Origin of the sequence: Brochothrix campestris FSL F6-1037 (assembly GCF_000525915.1) — a bacterium.
GTDB classification, from domain to species: Bacteria; Bacillota; Bacilli; order Lactobacillales; family Listeriaceae; genus Brochothrix; species Brochothrix campestris.
Window position 1 is genome coordinate 30175 of sequence record NZ_AODH01000004.1, and the last position, 20540, is coordinate 50714.

The 20540-nt window shown below is 40.0% G+C and carries 25 protein-coding genes; 21 read left to right on the forward strand and 4 right to left on the reverse strand.

From position 1 onward, the window contains the following. The first annotated feature begins 129 nt into the window (after positions 1-129). The 21 genes from BCAMP_RS01035 (at position 130) to BCAMP_RS01125 (ending at position 16722) form a co-directional block, all read left to right on the forward strand. A complete protein-coding gene (locus tag BCAMP_RS01035) occupies positions 130-396 on the forward strand; it encodes a head-tail connector protein (protein ID WP_035312984.1) in 267 nt (88 codons plus the stop codon). Further along, a complete protein-coding gene (locus tag BCAMP_RS01040; protein WP_035312986.1) occupies positions 374-700 on the forward strand; it encodes a phage head closure protein in 327 nt (108 codons plus the stop codon). The genes BCAMP_RS01035 and BCAMP_RS01040 overlap by 23 nt, the downstream gene beginning before the upstream one ends. Next, complete coding sequence (locus tag BCAMP_RS01045) at positions 690-1028, forward strand: phage protein (RefSeq protein WP_035312988.1); 339 nt, start codon at positions 690-692, stop codon at positions 1026-1028. Before BCAMP_RS01040 ends, BCAMP_RS01045 begins: the two co-directional genes overlap by 11 nt. Further along, positions 1018-1191 carry a hypothetical protein gene (locus tag BCAMP_RS14190; protein ID WP_232217876.1) on the forward strand — a complete coding sequence of 58 codons (174 nt, stop codon included), beginning with the start codon at positions 1018-1020 and terminating at the stop codon, positions 1189-1191. The genes BCAMP_RS01045 and BCAMP_RS14190 overlap by 11 nt, the downstream gene beginning before the upstream one ends. Beyond that, entirely contained in the window at positions 1184-1393 is a 210-nt protein-coding gene (locus BCAMP_RS14195; protein ID WP_232217877.1) for an HK97-gp10 family putative phage morphogenesis protein, read from the forward strand. Before BCAMP_RS14190 ends, BCAMP_RS14195 begins: the two co-directional genes overlap by 8 nt. After that, complete coding sequence (locus BCAMP_RS01055; protein ID WP_035312990.1) at positions 1383-2015, forward strand: major tail protein; 633 nt, start codon at positions 1383-1385, stop codon at positions 2013-2015. Before BCAMP_RS14195 ends, BCAMP_RS01055 begins: the two co-directional genes overlap by 11 nt. After that, positions 2015-2380: a hypothetical protein gene (locus BCAMP_RS01060; protein ID WP_035312992.1), complete on the forward strand. Its 366-nt coding sequence runs from the start codon at positions 2015-2017 to the stop codon at positions 2378-2380. The genes BCAMP_RS01055 and BCAMP_RS01060 overlap by 1 nt, the downstream gene beginning before the upstream one ends. Positions 2381-2628: 248 nt before the next feature. After that, complete coding sequence (locus tag BCAMP_RS12300) at positions 2629-5034, forward strand: phage tail tape measure protein (protein ID WP_051456782.1); 2406 nt, start codon at positions 2629-2631, stop codon at positions 5032-5034. Next, on the forward strand, positions 5031-5729 hold the full coding sequence (locus BCAMP_RS01075; protein ID WP_035312995.1) for a hypothetical protein: 699 nt from the start codon (positions 5031-5033) through the stop codon (positions 5727-5729). The genes BCAMP_RS12300 and BCAMP_RS01075 overlap by 4 nt, the downstream gene beginning before the upstream one ends. Continuing rightward, positions 5716-6474 (forward strand): phage tail spike protein, encoded by a 759-nt coding sequence (locus BCAMP_RS14555; protein ID WP_198015664.1) that lies wholly within the window; start codon positions 5716-5718, stop codon positions 6472-6474. The genes BCAMP_RS01075 and BCAMP_RS14555 overlap by 14 nt, the downstream gene beginning before the upstream one ends. A gap of 19 nt (positions 6475-6493) precedes the next feature. Further along, entirely contained in the window at positions 6494-8446 is a 1953-nt protein-coding gene (locus tag BCAMP_RS14560) for a phage tail tip lysozyme (RefSeq protein WP_269479245.1), read from the forward strand. 19 nt (positions 8447-8465) lie between these two features. Next, positions 8466-10139, forward strand: coding sequence for a phage baseplate upper protein (locus BCAMP_RS01085; protein WP_035312998.1), 1674 nt, complete (start codon positions 8466-8468; stop codon positions 10137-10139). Positions 10140-10218: 79 nt separating this feature from the next. Further along, the gene (locus BCAMP_RS01090; RefSeq protein ID WP_035312999.1) at positions 10219-10869 is read left to right on the forward strand and encodes a hypothetical protein; all 651 of its coding nucleotides are present in this window, start codon (positions 10219-10221) and stop codon (positions 10867-10869) included. Between the two features lie 50 nt (positions 10870-10919). Continuing rightward, positions 10920-12611, forward strand: coding sequence for a BppU family phage baseplate upper protein (locus BCAMP_RS01095; RefSeq protein ID WP_035313001.1), 1692 nt, complete (start codon positions 10920-10922; stop codon positions 12609-12611). Continuing rightward, positions 12611-12946 carry a DUF2977 domain-containing protein gene (locus BCAMP_RS01100; protein ID WP_035313003.1) on the forward strand — a complete coding sequence of 112 codons (336 nt, stop codon included), beginning with the start codon at positions 12611-12613 and terminating at the stop codon, positions 12944-12946. The genes BCAMP_RS01095 and BCAMP_RS01100 overlap by 1 nt, the downstream gene beginning before the upstream one ends. Before the next feature lies 1 nt (position 12947). Further along, positions 12948-13103 carry an XkdX family protein gene (locus BCAMP_RS12930; protein WP_156921082.1) on the forward strand — a complete coding sequence of 52 codons (156 nt, stop codon included), beginning with the start codon at positions 12948-12950 and terminating at the stop codon, positions 13101-13103. 1 nt (position 13104) lies between these two features. Continuing rightward, positions 13105-13383, forward strand: coding sequence for a hypothetical protein (locus BCAMP_RS01105; protein ID WP_035313004.1), 279 nt, complete (start codon positions 13105-13107; stop codon positions 13381-13383). A 1-nt stretch (position 13384) separates the two neighbouring features. Continuing rightward, positions 13385-13660 carry a phage holin gene (locus tag BCAMP_RS01110; protein WP_035313006.1) on the forward strand — a complete coding sequence of 92 codons (276 nt, stop codon included), beginning with the start codon at positions 13385-13387 and terminating at the stop codon, positions 13658-13660. Then, positions 13660-14976: a GH25 family lysozyme gene (locus BCAMP_RS12305; RefSeq protein WP_051456783.1), complete on the forward strand. Its 1317-nt coding sequence runs from the start codon at positions 13660-13662 to the stop codon at positions 14974-14976. The genes BCAMP_RS01110 and BCAMP_RS12305 overlap by 1 nt, the downstream gene beginning before the upstream one ends. A 285-nt stretch (positions 14977-15261) precedes the next feature. Then, positions 15262-15753: a Panacea domain-containing protein gene (locus BCAMP_RS01120; protein WP_035313008.1), complete on the forward strand. Its 492-nt coding sequence runs from the start codon at positions 15262-15264 to the stop codon at positions 15751-15753. Between the two features lie 15 nt (positions 15754-15768). Beyond that, entirely contained in the window at positions 15769-16722 is a 954-nt protein-coding gene (locus tag BCAMP_RS01125) for a hypothetical protein (protein ID WP_035313009.1), read from the forward strand. A 441-nt stretch (positions 16723-17163) separates the two neighbouring features. On the opposite strand, the gene BCAMP_RS01130 is transcribed toward BCAMP_RS01125, so the two are convergent. Genes BCAMP_RS01130 through BCAMP_RS01140 form a run of 4 tightly spaced genes read right to left on the reverse strand, consistent with a single transcriptional unit; the run spans position 17164 to position 20412 of the window. Further along, positions 17164-17415 (reverse strand): hypothetical protein, encoded by a 252-nt coding sequence (locus BCAMP_RS01130; RefSeq protein ID WP_051456784.1) that lies wholly within the window; start codon positions 17413-17415, stop codon positions 17164-17166. 2 nt (positions 17416-17417) lie between these two features. Next, positions 17418-17594, reverse strand: a complete 177-nt coding sequence (locus BCAMP_RS13355; protein ID WP_156921083.1) for a hypothetical protein — start codon at positions 17592-17594, stop codon at positions 17418-17420. 60 nt (positions 17595-17654) lie between these two features. Continuing rightward, the gene (locus BCAMP_RS01135) at positions 17655-20078 is read right to left on the reverse strand and encodes a heavy metal translocating P-type ATPase (protein WP_035313011.1); all 2424 of its coding nucleotides are present in this window, start codon (positions 20076-20078) and stop codon (positions 17655-17657) included. Positions 20079-20100: 22 nt separating this feature from the next. Next, positions 20101-20412, reverse strand: coding sequence for a metal-sensitive transcriptional regulator (locus BCAMP_RS01140; RefSeq protein ID WP_035313013.1), 312 nt, complete (start codon positions 20410-20412; stop codon positions 20101-20103). Positions 20413-20540: the final 128 nt, after the last annotated feature.

Sequence of the window (20540 nt, forward strand, 5' to 3'; positions counted from 1 at the left end):
AAAAAGAGGTGATTACCCCTAACGAAAGTTGGACGGTCGCACAAATTAAAACGTGGTTAGATGAGCGAGAGATTGAATACGTTCCAAGCGATAATAAAGCAACGTTGTTATCGAAGGTGGGCGTTGAAAATGTCTGATGATTTAATAGCAAAACTGAAAGGCCACATTCAACTAGAAGGGGACATGGACGAATCCATGCTCCCTTTTTATGTTGAGGCCGCTACAAACTATGTGAATAAATCTACAGGTTCTGATGAGCCTTATTTAATTGTGATGATTGCGGCTTTGATGTTTGAATATCGTGTGTCAGAAGATGGCTTAAAGAAAGCGCTAAAAGCAGTCGAGCCATTATTAATTTTGGAGGTGTTAGCCGGTGGCAAAACGTCTGACAAATAGGTTGAAGTGGCGTGCAGCGTTGATGGAAATTATAGCTGATAAAGATGCCAACGATCGTCCAACACAGACGTATCGAAAGAAACGTGATTTGTTGTATGAAGAACTTGGTATTTTAGCAGAAGAAAAATATCTATCACAACAAGCTAAAACAAATGTTGTTTTACGTATAAAAGTACGATGGGACCCCTTGATCACTGAAAAAAAGTCAGCCGTATGTATCAATGATGTCAATTACAACATTACACGTATCTTTACAAACAGGACATTGCGAGAAATGGAGTTGAGTTTGGCTTATGTCGATTAGCAGTAAAGAATTTGTCATGTTACTAAAAAAGACACCTTTTCCAGTGTTTCGAGATAAAGCGCCCAGCAACACCGCTTATCCGTATATCGTTTACACGTATATTAATCAAGACTACAAGCGCGCATCAGGGTCAATATACAGGGTGTTTCCTAAGTACCAAGTGTCATTGTTTACGACTGGAGTCGAAGATGAATTTAAAGCGATTAGAGATGCTCTGAACGAAAGAAAGGTCCTTTTTTCACCGATGAATAGTATTCAAGGTGATGAAAACGATGAGACGGTGACTAATTTCTATATAACGGTTGGATGTGTTGAAGATGTCGTCTGATGGCAATGGTTTTGCAGGAATGGCCGATTATTTAGGCAAGTTATCTGATGTGGCCGAAAGTGACATTACATTGAAATCGCTAGAAGAAGCCGCGACCTACTATGTCGAACAAATGATACCACGAATTCCAAAAAGTCTTAAGACAAAAAAAACACATGCGTGATCACGTGAAAGTCATCATCGAAAATGAACAAATTAGAGTCGTATTTGAAGATACGGCTTTTTATTGGCGTTTTGTTGAAAACGGTACGGTCAATCAACGTGCACAAAGTTTCGCTTCAGGAACCTATGCGCAAAACAAAACAAAAATTGAAAGTTTAATGAGTAAACAACTATTAAAGGAGATGAGTAATTATGGCCGCTAATCAAAAAGTGTATTTTGAAGGCATTGATGACATCATGATTGTCATGATGAAAGAAGAAGATACGATTGCAACACCACCGGTTTATGACGAGCAACTGTATCGTTTACCGATTGCTACTAAGTTAGGTGTTAAAGGGAACGGTTCAACTAAAGTGAAGTATGCCTCTAGTAAGGTTTTTCGTCGTGTTAGTCGCGAAACCGAACATGAATTATCACTGGAGCATGTCGGTATTCCAATCGAAGTGCTCGATAAGATACAAAATGTCATTTCAAATAAAGGTGTCGTATTTAAACGTGCGATGGCCACTGAGTTACCTTATTTTGCCTTCGGTTTTATCGGCCGAATTAGTGATGGTGAGCGAATGGCTGTTTGGTATCCAAAAGTTCAAATGGTTAATGCGACGGAGTCTGAATACGTCACTGCTGAAGAAGATGACGAGATTAAAGATGTTAAAGCGACATTTACTGCGGGCGCTTTATTATTTAATGATGTCTTGAATTCAGCGTATGACAGCACTCGCATGGATACAGATATGATTGATCTCGCAACGTTTATTGAAGAACCAATCTACGAAGAAAAACAATTAAATATTCCAGAACCACCTGCTGGAGGTGATGAATAATGGCCAAACTATCAGATTTAGTTAACGTCAGTCATAACAGTGACGTAGTTACCATTCAAAAGGCTGAAATTCCTATTTCATTTGGGATGGAGTCAATGGAGTATATCGGTGATGTATACGGTGAATATGCCCAGTTTGAGCGGGACATTAATGAATTTCTGAAAGAAGGAACCATTACTTTTAAAAGTTCAACATTGAAAATTATACGTGCATTGATTTACGGAATGGTGCGCTCCGGTGGAACAGAATGTACACCGGAAGAATTAAATGCGTCTATGCCATTTAATACGCTACCAGCTATTTTTGAAACATGTCTGGATGTATTTACGCGCCAGAATTTTCAGGAGTCTGACTTAAAAAAATAATGAAAGTCACGAACGAACAACAGAAGAAAACAGATGCAACGTCCGAGGAATTAGTTACCCCCTGGGACGTTTATTTGCATGTTGCGGTGTCCCTCCTACATTGGGATATCGCTTTTTTTCTTAAAGCATCTCCTCGTTTTTGGCTTGTTTCATACATTAAATATTTGGAAATGCAAAATGGTGAACTTTTTGAAGAAGAACAGGTACTCACTATTGATAAAGGCTCGTTTTGGTAGGAGGTGAAAAAAGTGGGGACAAAAGAAGAAAACGTCGTACTTAATTTCAAGCAGACCGGTCAAGTAGAGTTTGCACAAAATGCGAAACAACTAAATAAAATCATGAACGAAGCCGCGCAAAAATACAGAATGCAAACGAATGCGATGGGCACTGATGCCACCGCCACCGATCGATTGAAAGCGACGAAAGAAAAGTTAACACGACAAATCGAAGCAGGAACCAAGCGAACTGAAAAATTACGCCAAGAATACGAAAAATCAGTTAAAGAAACAGGCGCCTACTCTGATAAATCACTTAAATTACATGGGCAGTTAGCCAAGTCTGACAGCGCTGAAAAAGTATTAAAAGACTCGCTCGCAAAGACAAACCAAGAGTTAAAGAAGCAAGCGATTTACAGCGATGAACTAAAAGAAAAATTAAACAAAATGACTGAAGTTGGCAATAAAATGAAAAGTGTCGGGAAAACGATGTCGATGTATGTCACTGCGCCAATCGTTGCAGGTGTCGGTCTATCAATTAAGGCAGCTTCTGACTTCGAAAGTTCGTTCGCTGGTGTAAAGAAAACGGTGGATGAGGTTGTTGATAAGAACGGTAAAGTAACACTTTCTTATAAAGACCTTGAAGATGGTATTCGTAAAATGGCATTAGAAATACCTGCAGCAACGACTGAAATAAATGCAGTTGCTGAATCGGCTGGCCAATTAGGTATTAAAACGGAGAACGTTCTTTCGTTCACTCGGACGATGATTGATATGGGGCAAGCGACAAACATGAGTTCTGAGGATGCGGCCACCGCATTAGCAAAATTAGCGAATATCACGCAAATGCCACAAGAGAACTTTGATAAGTTAGGCTCGTCAATTGTTAATTTAGGGAACAACATGGCAACGACAGAGTCTGATATTGTCGAAATGTCTTTGCGACTGGCTGGTAGTTCTAAACAGGCAGGCATGAGCGAGGACCAAATATTAGCATTGGCTGCGGCCATGTCGTCAGTTGGTATTAATGCTGAAGCCGGTGGTGGTTCTATGTCGCGCATCATGCAGAAAATCAATAGCGACGTGATGAGTGGTGCTGGAAACCTCGAAAACTTTGCAAGTGTTGCGAACATGAGTGCTTCTGACTTTCAGAAAGCGTGGAAAGAGGATGCATCGAGTGCACTTGTTTCATTTGTTGAAGGACTGGACTCGGCCGGTAAATCAGGCGAGGATGTATCTGGCATTTTAAAAGACATGGGTATCCGTTCAACACAAGAAGTTGATACGATGCTACGTCTAGCTGGTGCCGGTGATGTACTAAGTGGCGCATTAGATACGTCGGCTGAAGGTTGGCGCGAAAACACAGCTCTCACTAAAGAAGCCGAGACACGCTATGCTACATTTGAGTCGAAACTTCAGATGGTTAAAAATAAATTTTCTGACATTATGATTACTGTCGGAGGACCTTTTATGGATGCTGTTGCGGGAATGTTGGATGGATTAACACCGATACTGAATGTTATTTCTTCAATCGCTACCAAGTTTGGTGAGGCTGACAAAAACACGCAACAAATGATTATGACGTTCGTTGGTATTGTAGCTGCTATTGGGCCGACCTTAATTATATTAGGTCAACTGGTAACTAGCGTTAGTGCGATTGTTCGAGTGGTTAAATCGCTACAGGTCGCTTTAGCATTAATGTCATTTAACCCGGTTGTTTTAGGAATTGGGTTATTAATTGCTGCGTTTGTTTTGTGTTACACAAAAATAGGCTGGTTCCGGGACGGCGTCAATATGTACATGAAAGGTGTTAAAGATATATTTGTCACGATTCTCAAGTTTATATCCGGCTTTTTCAAGTCGTCTTTTGGCGGAATATTAACTACTGTCAGTGATGTTTTTTCTGCAATGAAACGCTATTTTAATGGAATTATTGATTTTGTTGCGGGTGTCTTTACAGGTGACTGGTCCCGCGCTTGGGAAGGTCTCGTTAACATTTTCGGAGGCATCATGGACGGTTTAAGCGCGGTATTCAAAGCGCCACTCAATGCTGTGATTGGTATGATTAATGGGTTTATTGGTGGTTTAAATCATATCAAGATACCGGACTGGGTGCCTAAATTTGGTGGGAATAGCTTCTCAATCTCTCCAATTCCTTACCTTGCTAAAGGTGGTCATTTCTTAAATGGCCAAGCGATTGTAGGTGAAGCTGGACCGGAACTTGTTTCGAGTACAAATGGTAGAACTACCGTTACACCTCTATCTAATGATGAAAAAAGCAAAGGGATTGGTGGCAACCTTAAAGGAACAACCGTCGAACAACATGTTCATATTAACAGTATTAATACAGGTAGCATGAATGAGCTTGATCGTATGAATCGTGGCATTGCAAAAGCGGCACGTTTAAATAACTTCGGAGTAGGGAGGACGAATGCGTGAGTGTTCCTTATTTTATTTTTAACAATCAACACAGTTTGATTGATTATGACTGCATCATTGAAAATGAACTTCATGAAGTGTCTGCCGAAGAACGTGTTGAAGTTATCAAAATAACTGGACGAAACGGGTCCTTACATCGTTCATATGGCGATTATGATTCTTTCACCTATGAAATCAAAGATATAACCATTCCCTGCGACCGGTTGGACGATGTTCGAGGTTGGCTAAGGGGCTCTGGTGATTTAATTTTGCATACAGATAAAGACAAGTGTCGAAAAGCTCGTGTACTAATGGGCGCGCCTTTTCAGTACGAAAACGAGTGGGGTGTTTTCTATACGTTCAGTGTGAGCTTCGAATGTCAGCCCTTTAGATACAAGGTTGTGGACCCTGTGATTGACTTAGAAACAGGGGTCAATCGTCTATTCGATGCAGGCACAGAAAGTGCCAAACCAGTTTTTTATATTGAGTCGTTGGGTGGTGACTTAGTGTTCGTCATTAATGGTGACACGTTCTCATTAATGAACACAAAAGCGGGCTTCATTACATTAGATAGTGAGCTCGGACAAGCTATATTTGATGGTGCAATCGTTAAATCTAAAGGGAAATACCCACAACTGCAACCAGGTCTGAACGAAATAGAGGTGAACGGTGCTTTCAAGCGCGTGTCACTGCAAAAAAGGAGTGTTTGGTATTAACGATATTAGTTTATACGACGCAAATGAAGTTGATTTTACACACAATGGCTTAATAATGAAAGATTTTGAGGATGAACCAGAGGTTAAACGTGTTTTAAATGGCGCGTTTAGTTTCTTTGGTGTGTATGCGATGCATGGCCAACATTCCGAACAGCTGAAAGAAAACTGTATTTTAAAAGTTCTTTGTCCTGATCGAACGTGGCAGCTGTTTCGTATTCAAATCAAAGAAAAAAGTTTGAATACCATTGAACTTTCTGGGTTTCATATTTGTTATGATGCGAATCGAAACTTCATTTCTAATTTTTTTGAGTCTAATGGAAGTGGTGCTAAAATCATGGCCGGTCTGGAACAGTCGTTGGCTTTTAAACAACGGTTTTCATACGCGTCTAATGTCACAAGTACGCATCAGTTCACCGCGAAGCAAGGTTCACCGATAGACATTCTGATTGGAAGTAACAATGGTGGTCAGAACTTAACTGGCGTGACAGGTGGCGAGCTAGATATGGACCAGTTCAAGATTACGTTGAAAGACCGGCTCGGACAAGACCGCGGCTTTCGTGTCGATTTTGGCATTAACTTAGATAGTATCACCGAAACTGTCGATGTCACGACAATGGCCAACTCACTTTTTCTAGTCGGAGCAACACCTGAAGGCGATTATGATGTTGAACAGGACCCTATAACCTTCAGTTATTTAGAAGTTAAGGGCGTGACCGACGAAACTCGCATTATAAAAAAAACGTGAAAACGGAGACTGTAAAACCATTGAAGATTTGAAAAAATGGGGACAGTCTCTTTTTGATAAAGATAAAATTCATTTACCGAAAGTCACACATGAACTTTCAATTATTGATTTAGCTGGGACTGACGAGTACAAAGAATTTATTCGTTTAGTCGAATTACAGTTAGGCGATACTGTTCATTGTCAGCTACAGGAAATTGATATCGAAGTCGAAGAACGTTTGATCGAATACACTTGGTTACCGCGTACGGGAAACTATAAATCATTAGTTTTGGGCAATGATTTAGAAATGTACTCAAATACCTTCAACAATACGGTAGATAGCGTGCGAAAAGAGCTGAAACTGCAAAGTGAGGTGCTCTCAGAGAAGATTCTAAGCGCCTCAAATCTAATTACCGGTACAGTTGGTGGTTACGTTCGTTTCAGACCGAAGAATAAACCGTCTGAAATTTTGATTATGGACACTGACAACGTTAATACGGCCAAAGAAGTGTGGCGCTGGAACTTAGGCGGTCTTGGCCACTCATCAAATGGAGTGGATGGCCCTTTTAATGCGGCCATGACTGCAGACGGACAAATTGTGGCAGATGTAATTACTGCCGGCACATTTAACGCTGAAATGTTACGCGTTGGCTTTAATGGCATTGGTGATACATTGCAACTCGTGAATAATGCATTGGTGATTTACAATGCTAAAAATAAAATTATGGAACTGACAAAAACAGGTCTCGAATTTTGGAACGACGACATCCAACTCGCTCGAATTGGGACAGCAGGGAAAGTGGCCATTGCTGGAACGGCTGATTTTGGAAAAGATAAGACAGGCAAAGGAGCCTTTATTTCATTAGATACCGCGGCTGAACTTTTCCAAATTGATGATGGGAAAGGATATGGCATCGGTATATACAAAGGTGGACAAATTAACAGTGCGGTTGATCCAGATAATCCTGCAGGTTGGGTACACATGGGAAACATGGGAATTGACGGAACGTTAAACGTTAATAAACTGTTCGTTAACGGAAAAGAAGTCACTGGCGGAGGCTCAGGCGGTGGTGGAGGCGGTGGTACACCACCAAGCCTAACAACCGAACAAGAAAAAAACGCTTGGGCGATTTGGTCTTATCTCAAAGACAGAGATTGGTCCGAACAAGCAGTGGCCGGCGTATTGGGAAACATGGAACAAGAGTCGTACATTATACCCGACACTGAAGAAGGTAGCGGTGGCCCTGGTTATGGATTAGTGCAATGGACGTCTCCGAACGCTGGCGAAACCGGTCGAGCATACGTGCAACGTAAGCTGAAAGAAGCTGGTATTTCTGGCGACTATCGCACGATTAACGTGCAGCTCCAGTTATTGGAATGGGATATGTTAAACGGACAGTACATTCAAACATCCGATTATCCTTATAGCCCCACGCAATTTAAAAAATTAACGGATATCACGACGGCAACGGTTGCCTTCGAACGAAACTTTGAACGACCTGCGGTAACTCATCCAGAGCGTATTCCAATGGCGAAGGCTTGGTATGAAAAACTACATGGCTTAGTGGCCGCAGGAAAATATGGCATGCCTGTACCGGCCGGTTATCAAATCACGTCGTGGTTCGGCGATCGTGATGATCCAATGAATCCCGGTAATTTAGAAACGCATAAAGGGATGGACTTTGCAGATTCATTAGGAACAGCGATTTTTGCAGTAGAAGATGGCGAAGTTATTGCCAGCTTACCAACAGCTGAAAGTGGCGGGTTTGGTGAGTACGTCGTTATTAAGCACGCAGACGGCAATTTTACAGGATACGGCCATCTGAATGCTCGTTCAGTATCTACAGGCGCTAAAGTCAGCAAAGGGTCACAAATAGGCAACATGGGGACGACAGGGAACTCAACAGGTGTTCATCTACATTTCAGTGTTGGGACTGCACTGTGGGGACCGTATCAAGACCCCGCTCCGTTTCTTGGGCTAATACGACCGTAAATTATAAGGAGTGTGACACATGACAATCTACCAATTCAACTTAAGCACGACAGAGCCTAACAACTCTATCGGGCTTATTCGTGTACGACAAGACGATGATGAATCGCAAATTTTCAAAGTAACAATCTATGAAAACGGCTCACCTAAAAATTTAACCGGTGTTTTTGCGGAATTTAATATGGTTGATGCAAAGGACCACGTTATTGTTGATGAAGCTTATATCACAGATGGACCAAATGGTTTGGTTGAATACCATTTAAATAAAGCTGCGATGCAGTCAGTCGGTCGTTGTAAAGCTTACTTTAGCTTTAAAAATGAAGATGATGTTCTATTTAGCACAAAAGACTTTAGTTATAACGTTATTTGGTCCGCACTGAGCCACCCGTTACATCATGGGTGCGACTATGTTTGGACGATTGCAGATTTGATAGAGAATCTGAAAGACTACATTGAACACGCGATGGGTGATTTTGATGATTGGTTTGAATCTGTCAAAGATATTTTAGCCTCGATTGATCCTGGTGGCGTTATTTTAAAAGAACTACTCGATGCACGTCATTCAACACCGTTTGATATGAAACACAGTACATTAAAAGAACGTTTGGACTATACTGATGCCTTAGTTAAAAGGTTAGAGGAGTTAGAAAATAGCTTTGATTTAGCTACGCTAGAGCCTATGTTCGTTTCTAATTTAGCCACTCGAAGAAATGCTGTGCTGCAGGCATTTTGTATTGATACTAAAACTTCACAGTATTATGCAGCACAATCAGATAGTCAAACGCCTGAAGGGTTTGTTATTTCTCAGATATCGCCTGCAGGCAGCAAGTTATTATCTACCATGAACTTTCCAAATTCTGGACATGGGACGACATTTGGCATGGAACGTGAAAAAGACACTATTTATATCTGGACGATTACTAACAATTGTGCGGATGAACAACGTCTAATTCGTGTTCCTTATGTAAAAAACAGCACACTCGACTATTCAACGGACTTGAAAGATTATACACCAGCAAGTCTGAAAAACATCTATTTCACTCCAGTCGTTGACATGCTTCATAACACCATGCTAATTCGCCGTGGTGATGGTTTATGTGAATTACGTCATTTAGATGACATTAAGAACGGCATAGATAAGGTGTTATATAGCGTACAGGTGCCTATCACTGAAAATAATGACGACCGTCCAATGCAAGGCGCTGTTTCACACGGCACTACTTTGTACTGGTACTCCGGTTGGTCAACCAATGCAGTGAAAGTTTTTAAGTATGATATGGTCTCAAAAAAATTACTGATCACACGTGAGTTTGAATTTCCAAATGAGACAGGTAATGGATTTACTGATGATTATCGGGAGCCTGAAGGTTTGGCTTACTATATCAACCCTTATACAGGTAAAGAGTCATTATTGATGGGAATTACGAGTGGGGACTCAATTAAACGTTATCAAATGATTTATGCTATCCACCAACGAGGTGCACAAGAACATTTTGACAGCCTCAGAGCGTTAGAATCTCAAAATTACGCCTATTTTAGAGGTGATGGACGCGCACATGGCATTCCAACTGGACTTACTAAACTGTCTGATTTACGACGAACAGGTGTTTATTATTTAACAGCTGAAATGGGTGCTTTATTGACTGATTTACCTTCCCCACAATTTAAAAAATGCTGGAATCTTTGTAGAAAATAAACCTGGTGAACAACATGATAATTTACGACAAATTGTGACACGGTCCTCTTATAGTCGGAAAAATTTAAGTGTTGAACGAATGTTGGACTACGATGGTAGCGCCGGCATTTGGTCCACTCGCTCGTCAGTAAGTTCACAACAGGAATATATCGCAGCTGCAGATTACGATTATCAGTTATCTAATGTTATTTTGCCAGACACCTATTACATTACAACACCTCAAGCAAAACTATTTAAAGACCATCCTGAAAAAGATGGCGAGTCGGGCTGGTTCTTTGAAGTGTTATCAGGTGATAGCGCTGGAAATTCATTGCAAAGATTAACAAAAAACAGCAGTACGCGCGGACACATTCACCAACGGATGAACAATGGCATAAGTTCGTGGATAGCTACACGAGCCGGTCAATTAGATTATGTAAAGATACCTTTAGTGCCTGCAATCGCTAGTGAAGTAGAAGAACTTCGTGTGGCTAATCAAGGGAATTATTTAATCATTCGAGGGAAAACAAAAATAAATTTCAAAGATAATGACGGTGCTATTTTTGCTAACTTACCTGAAGGCTATCGTCCTAATTTTTACTGGGAGCAAATATGCGCATTAGGAGGGACAACTGGTTATACGAAGGTGACCGTTAATGCGGATGGCCGCATGAATTTTTATGGATTAGATGCAGTTAATGAACCGGCAATTACATCTGTTTATATGTATCTAACAATACCTATCTTTTGATTAGAAAGGAGTCTCGATGATGAAAATAAAAAAAAGTAAATCACTCTCGCATGGAACTAGGGTCTAGCATTAAACCGCTATCCGATTTGAATGTTGAATTTTACGATCAAGATATTAACACGTCAGTTTTGCACTTTATACTGACACGATGCGGAAAGCCAATCAATTTATCAAAAGAAAAAGCGAAAAGCAATATTGTCTTGATTGCTCAAGATGGCAGTAAAATATACGATTTACCTATTGTATTTGATGAAGAAAAAGGAGAGATAAGTTATACAATTCCGACTTGGTTTTTAAAACATACTGGACCTGTTATTGGTCAGATATACGTGTATCAAAATGACAATATTCTTGTGACTCGTATGTTTAGTTTCACGCTAAAAGACAGTCTTACAAGTAGTTACAGTGCTCAAACTAAACTTGAATATATAAAAACATTTCATGACTTAGAAACGGTTATTACTGAACGTGTTCAGCTTATCGAAGAAGCTCTTGCAAACGGAGAGGATTATGTATCTTTGATGAATACGACTTTAGCATCTGGAAAGTCCGAGATAGAAAAAATAGTCAATCAATCTATGTCAGATTTAAAGGATACAGCAACTGATGCTCAAGCAGATGTTTCGGCTGCGGCAACAACAGCTGTAATATCTATTAACGCTGCGGTTACCAGCGGTCAAAAAAACATTGAAACGACTTCGACTACAGCAATGAACGCTGTTGATAAAAAAAGTGAAGAAGTGTTAGCTGCAATTAAAGACGGCGACTTTTGGAAAAAAAGCGAGTTATTCCAAAGATGGAACGCAAATGGAACACAAAAGGCTATCAGCAATATAGATATTGACACGTTTTTTACCGTAGGTGATTTTTATTGTCTAAGTCCTAAAAATGGGCCTACAACAGGAAATGGTTATTTAACGGTCCTTGCCGGTAATATAGACATTACAACCAATTCTGGATACTACCTACAGATTTTTAGAAGCTACAGTACCAATAAAGTATATTCACGCCAACGTAAACAGGGAGCAACCGCTTGGTTGCCTTGGCTTCAAAATATGACAGATGAAGATGTTAGTACTTTTCAAAAAGATCAGATATGGAAAGACGATGGAACTATAAAAATAGAAAGCAACTACGACATGTTAAATGTGACAGAACTAAAAAGTAAAAATATTTATGTAACAACCCCTTTAAACGGTCCTGATACAACTAATTCGTCAGGATATTACAAGCGTAACGTACGTGACGGTGGGTACATGGAAGTGTACTTTTCCGCCTTTGGTAAAAATGAAATTTATCGAAATGCTTATAATGCAGGAACAAGTACATGGCTTGGCTGGATTAAGTTGGCAACAAATACTGATATTTCAACACTACAATCGTCCATTACGACTTTGAAACCAGTTGTTTTATGGTCTGGTTCAGCAAAGGGTGTCGCAAACACCATTTATAAGCTGACACGTGCGATTAATCTTGCTCGTAAGATACGGATTACTTATGATTATCCCGGTGCAAGTGGAAAAGTAGCTGTCATTGATTTAACAAACACTAAGAAGTTTATTATTCACGACTTGAATTTAATTGATGCTGGAAGTGGTGGTGGTGTTTATGAAGCACAAGTTGATTTTTCAACGCTTACAGGATTTCAAATTATTTTTGATGCGGTCTATGACTTGACGACAAGTAAAACAACCCTTGATAAAAATACATTTACTCTAAGAAAAGTAGAGGAGGTAGACTAATGCAGCTTGTTTTAAATGAATCAAATGAAATTGTAGCCTATGCATTAATCGGAGAAATTGAAGGCGCGGTATCCTATGAACTACTGTTGCCGCGGCAGTTTGACAGACTCCGAAGTGACGATGGACGAGATGATGAATATCTGTATGGGTTACCACCGAATTTTGAGGCTGATTTTAAGCCTCTTTATTTTTCTTTAATAGATGATCGCATCATTCTAAATCAAAACTATATCGAACCAATCGAAGAACAAAATAATGAGGCTTTAACTCTTGCTGAATTGACTGAAATGGTGGCTGAAATGTATTTGGCCACAAATCTGAATGGAGGAGAATGACATGACAAGCATTATCGCTTTGAAGCTAGTAATAATGTCTTATAGCAACGGAACATATACATTAGACGATATGAAACAGCTTGTGCTGAATAACCGATTAACTGCCAAAGAATACAAAGACATTACTGGATTTGATTACATCTTAGAGGAGGTATAACATGCACGGAATTGGTGATTACTCATTTGCGGATATTGGTGCAATTGTCGGTTTATTAACATCAGCATTTAGTTTTGTTATTTGGATGCTTAAAAAGCTTGTAATGGATAGACTAAGTTTTGATATGCAAACGTTCAAACGAAGCATTGATATTTTAGCACAAACATTAGATGCAACGACCAAACGATTAGATTCAGCAGAGAAAAAATTACAAGAGCATACGGTTTTATTAGCGAAACATGACGTACGAATAACAGACTTAAGAAAAGAGGAGAATTAATATGAAGAATTTTTTAGGCATTAACTGGCAAGTTCGAATCAAATCAAAAATGTTTTGGGTGGCCATTATCCCGGCTATCCTTTTTTTATGCTCAAAATTATTAATTGTTGTGGGAATTGACTTCAACTTCACGCAACTACAATCGCAGTTATTAGACATTGTAGGTGCGGTATTCAGCGTTTTAGTTCTGTTAGGTGTCGTTATTGACCCAACGACCGAAGGTGCTACAGACAGCTCACAAGCCCAAAAATACGATAATCCAAAAGGAGATAAATAATGAATAAAACAATTAAATTATTAACAGCAGGTGTATTAGCAACAGGGCTATTTTTAGGTAGTGCATTAACAGTATCAGCAAATGATATTAAAAATCCCAAGATTGCTGATGTTTCAGAGTGGCAAGGCAACATCAATTGGTCATTAGCAAAAGATGATTTAAACATGGCAATTATTCGTGCACAGTACGGAACAAACTATAAAGATAAGTATCTTGACCGTAATCAGTCAGAAGCAATTAAGCATGATGTGCCGTTTGGGACTTATGCATACGCACGTTATATCAATGCTGCTGATGCAAAAACAGAAGCACGAGCATTATACAATCGCACAAGTAAAAGTGCTAAGTTTTACGTTATAGATGTGGAAGAATTTACTGTCACATCAGGAACAATGCGTGAGGCAACAAATGCATTCGTTAAAGAGTTGCGATCATTAACTGATAAAAAAATCGGTTTATATGTAGGGAATCATACGTACACGCAGTTCAACTTAGATACTTCTAAGTTTGACTTTGTATGGATTCCAGCTTACCGAACAGCCGCACCCGACCACAAGCATGATATTTGGCAATATACGGACGGTGGACAAGTAAAAGGTATCACAGGTGGTGTTGATTTAAACAAGCTCACAAACGATGCTAAGCCGTTATCTTACTATGTGGGTAAAACAGAGGCAAACGAACAAGCAAATGATTACACAGAGGGTGGCTACTCTGTCGGGCAATCAGTGAAGTTGCTTAATAAAGCTACTCACTACCACACCGGGCAAAAAATCGATGCATCAGTTAAAAACAAAAACTACAAAGTATTAGAAACAAAAGTGATTGCGCAGTCACACTCAAAACAAGCTGTATTACTTAGCGGCATTAATTCATGGGTGTTGGCACAGGACGTTGCGAAAGTAACAGCTGCTGCGAATGATAACTATTACAACACAAATCCGAAACGTGTCACCTTGAAGAAGGCATCTACACTTCGCAAGAAAAACGCGCAAAACGGAGCTGACTGGGATAAGCAATCTAACCAGGTAGCAAGTTTCAAAAAAGGCACTGAATTTGTCATCACAGGCATTAAAAAATCAAGTGGTGGCACACCTCGATTAGTAACGCAATCAGGTCACTTACTCACTGCGAACAAGACATACGTTCAACAAACAACCACAACAGTTGCTAAGCAGTACTACACTGTTAAATCAGGCGACAACGTCGAGTTCATTGCTAAAAAACACGCAACAACAACCGCTAAAATCAAGAGCTTGAACAAGCTTTCAGACGTGAATAAAATTTACGTTGATCAAAAACTACAAGTGAAATAAAACTAAGCTCCGCCTCTTATTTGAGATAGGGCTATATAGAGTATATATACATGAAAGTGAAATTAAATTCATATCGCACTGAAAAATATTAGTATATTCGTTTTAAATGTTCTGAATACTAAACATTTATGAATGTTGTAATATATATTTTTCGTTGACGTTATGTTCAATAACAGGTAAGATAGGGTTAACTAATAGAACAGTCTCTCGCACCGCTTGTCTAAAGTGTACTAAGAGGGGCTGTTTTTCTGGTATGAGATAATAATGTAGAAGGGGTTGTGGAATATGATGGGAAAAACATATGATGCACTCGATATAGCAAAATATATAATAGGTAAATCAGAAGGAGGAATTAGTAATCTAAGACTACAAAAAACTATGTATTTTTTACAAGGAGAGTATCTTGCGGAATATGGTAAGCCTTTATTTGATGATATTATTGAAAAATGGAGACTAGGACCTGTAACACCAAGTGTTTATTATAATTACAATCAATTTGGTAGTAACCCTATAACTGAAGAAAAAGAATTATATGTTACTAAGTCAAATGTGGTATGGAAATCATTTGATTCTGCTAAATTAGAGGATGTCAAAAATTTTATAGATAAGGTTATTAAAGAATTGTCTAAATATGGAGATTTCGATTTAGTCGAATTAACTCACGCACACCCTATGTGGAGTAATGATGAAAAAGATATTCTTTCAGGTGTAAGACATTTGCAATATAAAAATGACGAAATCGAAAAATATTTTAAAAAAAATAGTATTGTTAAATAAGAGGTGGTAAGAATAGTGCCTAGTAAAGATGTACAGACTATATTAGATATTGTAGAAACTAATGATGAAGGTAAAATTGTAAATTTAAATCCGGTCATAGAAAAAATAATTAACCTCTCTAGTAACCGTTTTTTAGAATCTGATGAAATAAAAATTGTCTCAATATATCTACAAGAGTATATTACAAAAAAGAACATTCCATACCCTATTATAACTAGTAGTGTTTATTCTATTAGCAGTAAAAGTATTGAAATTGATGTGTTTGACACAAATTTCGATAGAATAGTAGAGGCAGTTTGTGGTGAAATTGATACAGAGACTGAAAAATTCAAAAGCAAAGTAAAAACACATTATAACCTTGCATGTGTTCAAAAAAGTTATATAGATAAAAATATGGTAGATGCAAATAAAAATAGTTTACAGGCGAAGAAAATTATAGAAGACATACAAGATATAAAAGGGAAAATATATACAGACTTTGTTGCAATTATGGGGATATTTTCCGCTTTGATATTTGGTTTGTTTGGAGGGTTTTCAGCTATAGGAGACATAGTAACTGCTACGTTTAATAAATCTATTAATTTACCTAATATAATGATAGCGATTTCTTTGACACTAGGATCACTAAGTTTATTATTATTTGCTTTAATGCAAGGCATTAAAATACTATCTAAATCAACTTTAAAGAGTTGTGGATGCGACAATAAAACGAAATGTTATCATTCTGTTTTTCAACGACATCCAGTTATGAGTCTTAATCTTATTGCTTTATCATCAATTTTCATTATTAGTGTGTTAGTTAAAATAATCCCAAAAACTGTTTTTGAATGCATATATGTGAAAGAAACGTACTTATATTATGGATTAGTTATGATAGGAATAGTTTTGATTATTGGAATGATTGTAAGTCTCAATTGGTCAGTAAATAAAAAATGGCGTATATTTGGAGAAAAAACAAACAAAAAATAAAAGCGTACTTAGTAATTACAGTTTTTTTAAAATAGAAAGATACCAATTCATTTACCACTATAGAATGTATGTTTTTTTGAATTCGACTAATTAAATAAAGGTATATTTATCTTGTTTGGATTTTAATGTCACTATATATATTAACAGATATTTTTGGAAAAGCCATTTGTGATTCCAAAGATAGTGTACACTAATGGTACATTATTTGATGGGTAAACATCTTGTAATCATTATTATATCAAGTGTTTATAGATAATTAAACAATGGTCGCCGTCTCCATTAATTTGGAACGCTAAAAGAGGATAATACTCACTGCCCCAATGGGTTTCGTGAGTATTGTCCTCTTTTTTTGTCCACTTCTTCCGTAATGTCTTCCGCTTTGTTTAAAAACTGACATATTGAATGGATTTATCGGCTGTTTGTTCTTTTTATTTTATGTCATTATCGGCCGTATTCCATATATTCATACTGAATTTCGCCAGACATTTTCATATCACGAGGTGTAGAGCGAAATGCTTCATCTTCAGACATACCTTGCTGTATTTTATAAGAAACAGGGGTCATTCCATATTTATTCAAAAAGCCTGTTAATGTCGTTTCATCTATACTATAACCTTGTTCGTTGGTCTGCTCGGTAGGTTGCTTTTCTGAGTCAGAATCTTGATATTCAGTGGCTGCTTGTGAAATAATCAAGCTCATTCCTCTTCATTTGATTTAAACACTTTTGCGATTGCTAAGGCAATCAGTATCACAGCAAGGGCATAGAGAAACGTTACGATGAGGTAATTAGGTTGAGTTGCAACCATTGTGTAGGTGACACCGCCAAGGGCGATTAAGAGACCAAGTACAATTTGGATGATAAAAGATGACATGATGTAAGCTCTTTTCTTTTAGATACGACTAGTTCGTTGTGGAATAATGTAGGTAACAAGTTATTCATTTAATTTCACCCGTTGTAGTCGCAGTGCATTAAGCACAACCGACACTGAGCTAAAGGCCATCGCGGCACCTGCGACCCACGGTGCGAGGAGGCCGGATGCAGCAATCGTAATGCCGATGATGTTGTAAGCAAACGCCCAAAAAAGGTTTTGTTTAATGTTACGCATCGTTTTACGACTGATGATGATGGCATCAACGATAGCGTTAAGGTCACCACCGATTAAGGTAATATCAGCGGCAGCGATTGCCACGTCGGTGCCGGTGCCAATCGCCATCCCGATTTGAGCGCTCGCAAGGGCAGGGGCATCATTAATACCATCGCCTACCATTGCTACGATTTTTCCTTCGTGTTGTAACTGCTCAATCGCCCGCGCTTTATCGACAGGGAGCACCTCAGCAATGACGGTATCAATGCCGACTTTAGCACCAATTGCTGCTGCTGTTCGGGCATTGTCGCCGGTCATCATCATCACGGCGATGCCCATTTTTTGTAAGGTGCCGACAGCAGCTGCCGACGTCGGTTTGAGCGTATCCGCTACAGCCACTAAGCCGGCATAGCGGCCGTTAATACCTACAATCATGGTCGTTTTTCCTTCGTGTTCGAGGCGGGTCATCGTTGCTTCAAGCGCCGCAGTCGCGATGCCATTTTGGTGCATCAAGGCACGCGTGCCAATCACGATGGTATCGTTAGCAACCGTTGCATTTACACCGTAACCAGGCACTGCCTCAAACGCCTCGGCGTTATCGATAGCAATCCACTCGGCTGACACCGCATCAACAATGGCTTGAGCGAGTGGATGTTCCGATTGTTTTTCAGCAGCGGCCACAACTGCTAAAAAGGCCGTTCTCGTCTGTTGAGGAGCGAGGATAACGTCAGTTAAAACCGGTTGACCATGTGTGAGTGTGCCGGTCTTATCGACAACAACGGTGTCAATCTGCCCAGTTTGTTCAAGGTATTCGCCACCTTTGAACAAAACACCCATTTCAGCAGCACGACCGGATCCTGCCATAATCGAGGTCGGGGTTGCCAAGCCTAGCGCACAGGGGCAAGCGATTACAAGGACGGCGATAAAGACTTCAAAGGCAGTCGTAAAGTCACCTGGAGCAAACAAGAAAAACCAACTGAGCCCACTAATAAGAGCAAAGCCAACAACAATCGGCACAAAAACACCGGCAATCGTGTCAGCTAAGCGTTGAATCGGTGCCTTTGAGGATTGGGCATCTTCGACAATCTTAATAATTTGACCTAAAGCCGTATCGCTGCCGATTTTTGTGGCCCTCATGGTGATGAAACCAGTTTTATTAAGGGTTGCCCCATAGACGCTATCGCCACTCTGTTTAGAAATGGGTATGCTTTCGCCGGTTAACAGCGCTTCATCGACGACGGATGAACCGTTAATGACCTCACCATCGACCGGGATTTTGGCACCAGGCTTAATCGCAATTAAATCATTGAGCTGAACGTCGGCAAGTGGCACTGCACGTTCGTGACCATCACGAATGACGAGAGCGGTTGCTGGTTGCAGTTCAATTAATTTTTTGATGGCATCCGCCGAGCGACCTTTGGTCTTAGCTTCGATTAGCTTGCCTAATAACACTAAGGTGATTAGGAGTGCGCTTGTTTCAAAGTAGAGTTGGGGCGCTTGTGAGCTGCCGCTTGTGGCAATGGTTTGATAGAGACTGTATACGTAAGCCGCAGAAGTGCCCAACGCAACGAGTACATCCATGTTAGCACTCCAATGTCGGAGCGCTTTGTAGGCGCCAACATAAAAGCGACCACCAATTAAAAATTGCACCGGAGTGGCTAATAACAGCTGAAACCAAGGATTCATCAAAAGGGCGGGCACATAGATAAAAGCCGTGAATGAAAAATGCGCCACCATGCTCCAAAGCAAGGGCAAGGTTAACACTGCGGCAATGAGCAGTTGGCGTGTTTGCGCTTGTAAGTCGCGCGCACGGTAATCAGCTGCGGGTTCCTCAGCTTGTAAATGATGGGCGTGATAGCCGAGCTTTTCAACCGTTGACACCATGCGAGCAACGTCAATCGTGTGGGGAAGATAGCCAATGTGCGCCTGTTCCCGAGTGAAGTTGACAGTGGCCTGTGTCACACCATCTAATTGTTGCAAGCCGTGTTCGATTCGCGCGGCACAAACCGCACACGACATGCCAGTAAGCGCGAAGTCAGCTGTTGCGGTGACGATATCGAATCCGAGTTCTTTAATCGTTGCGGCAATCGCAGCTTCGTCAAGTTGAGCGCCATCATAGGTGAGAACGGCTTGTTCTCGAGTGAAGTTAACTGAGGCCTGTGTCACACCGTCTAATTGCTTGAGTCCTTTTTCAATCCGTGTGGCACAGACGGCACACGACATGCCAGTGATTTGCAACTGGGTGTTTTTTAAGACAGCGGTTGTTGTCATCGTAACCAACTCCTTTCGGTCGTTATTTTTTCATGAGTTTATGGATGGTTAAAACAAGTTCATCAAGCACGTCGTCATCGCCAGCCGCGAGTCGATCTACGACACAGCCTTTTAAATGGCCCTCGAGCAACAGCTTGGCGACGCTGTTTAAAGCGGCTTGACTGGCCGCCAGTTGGGTAATAACGTCATCGCAGTAGACATCATCCGCAATCATTGTTTTGATACCACGGATTTGACCTTCGATACGGTTCAACCGCGTCGTTAAGTTTTGTTTGACTGCCTCAGGATGGTGGCTTTTGCGACAGTTTGGGGTGGTTTTGTTGGGGGTCGTCATTAAAATCAGCTCCTTATAGGAGTAGTATAACATACCTACAGGGGGTATGTAGGAGCCGCATTTTAAAGGGAGATACTAGTTGCATCGAATATAAAGCGGCAACAATCAGCGACAATAATTGTGACAAA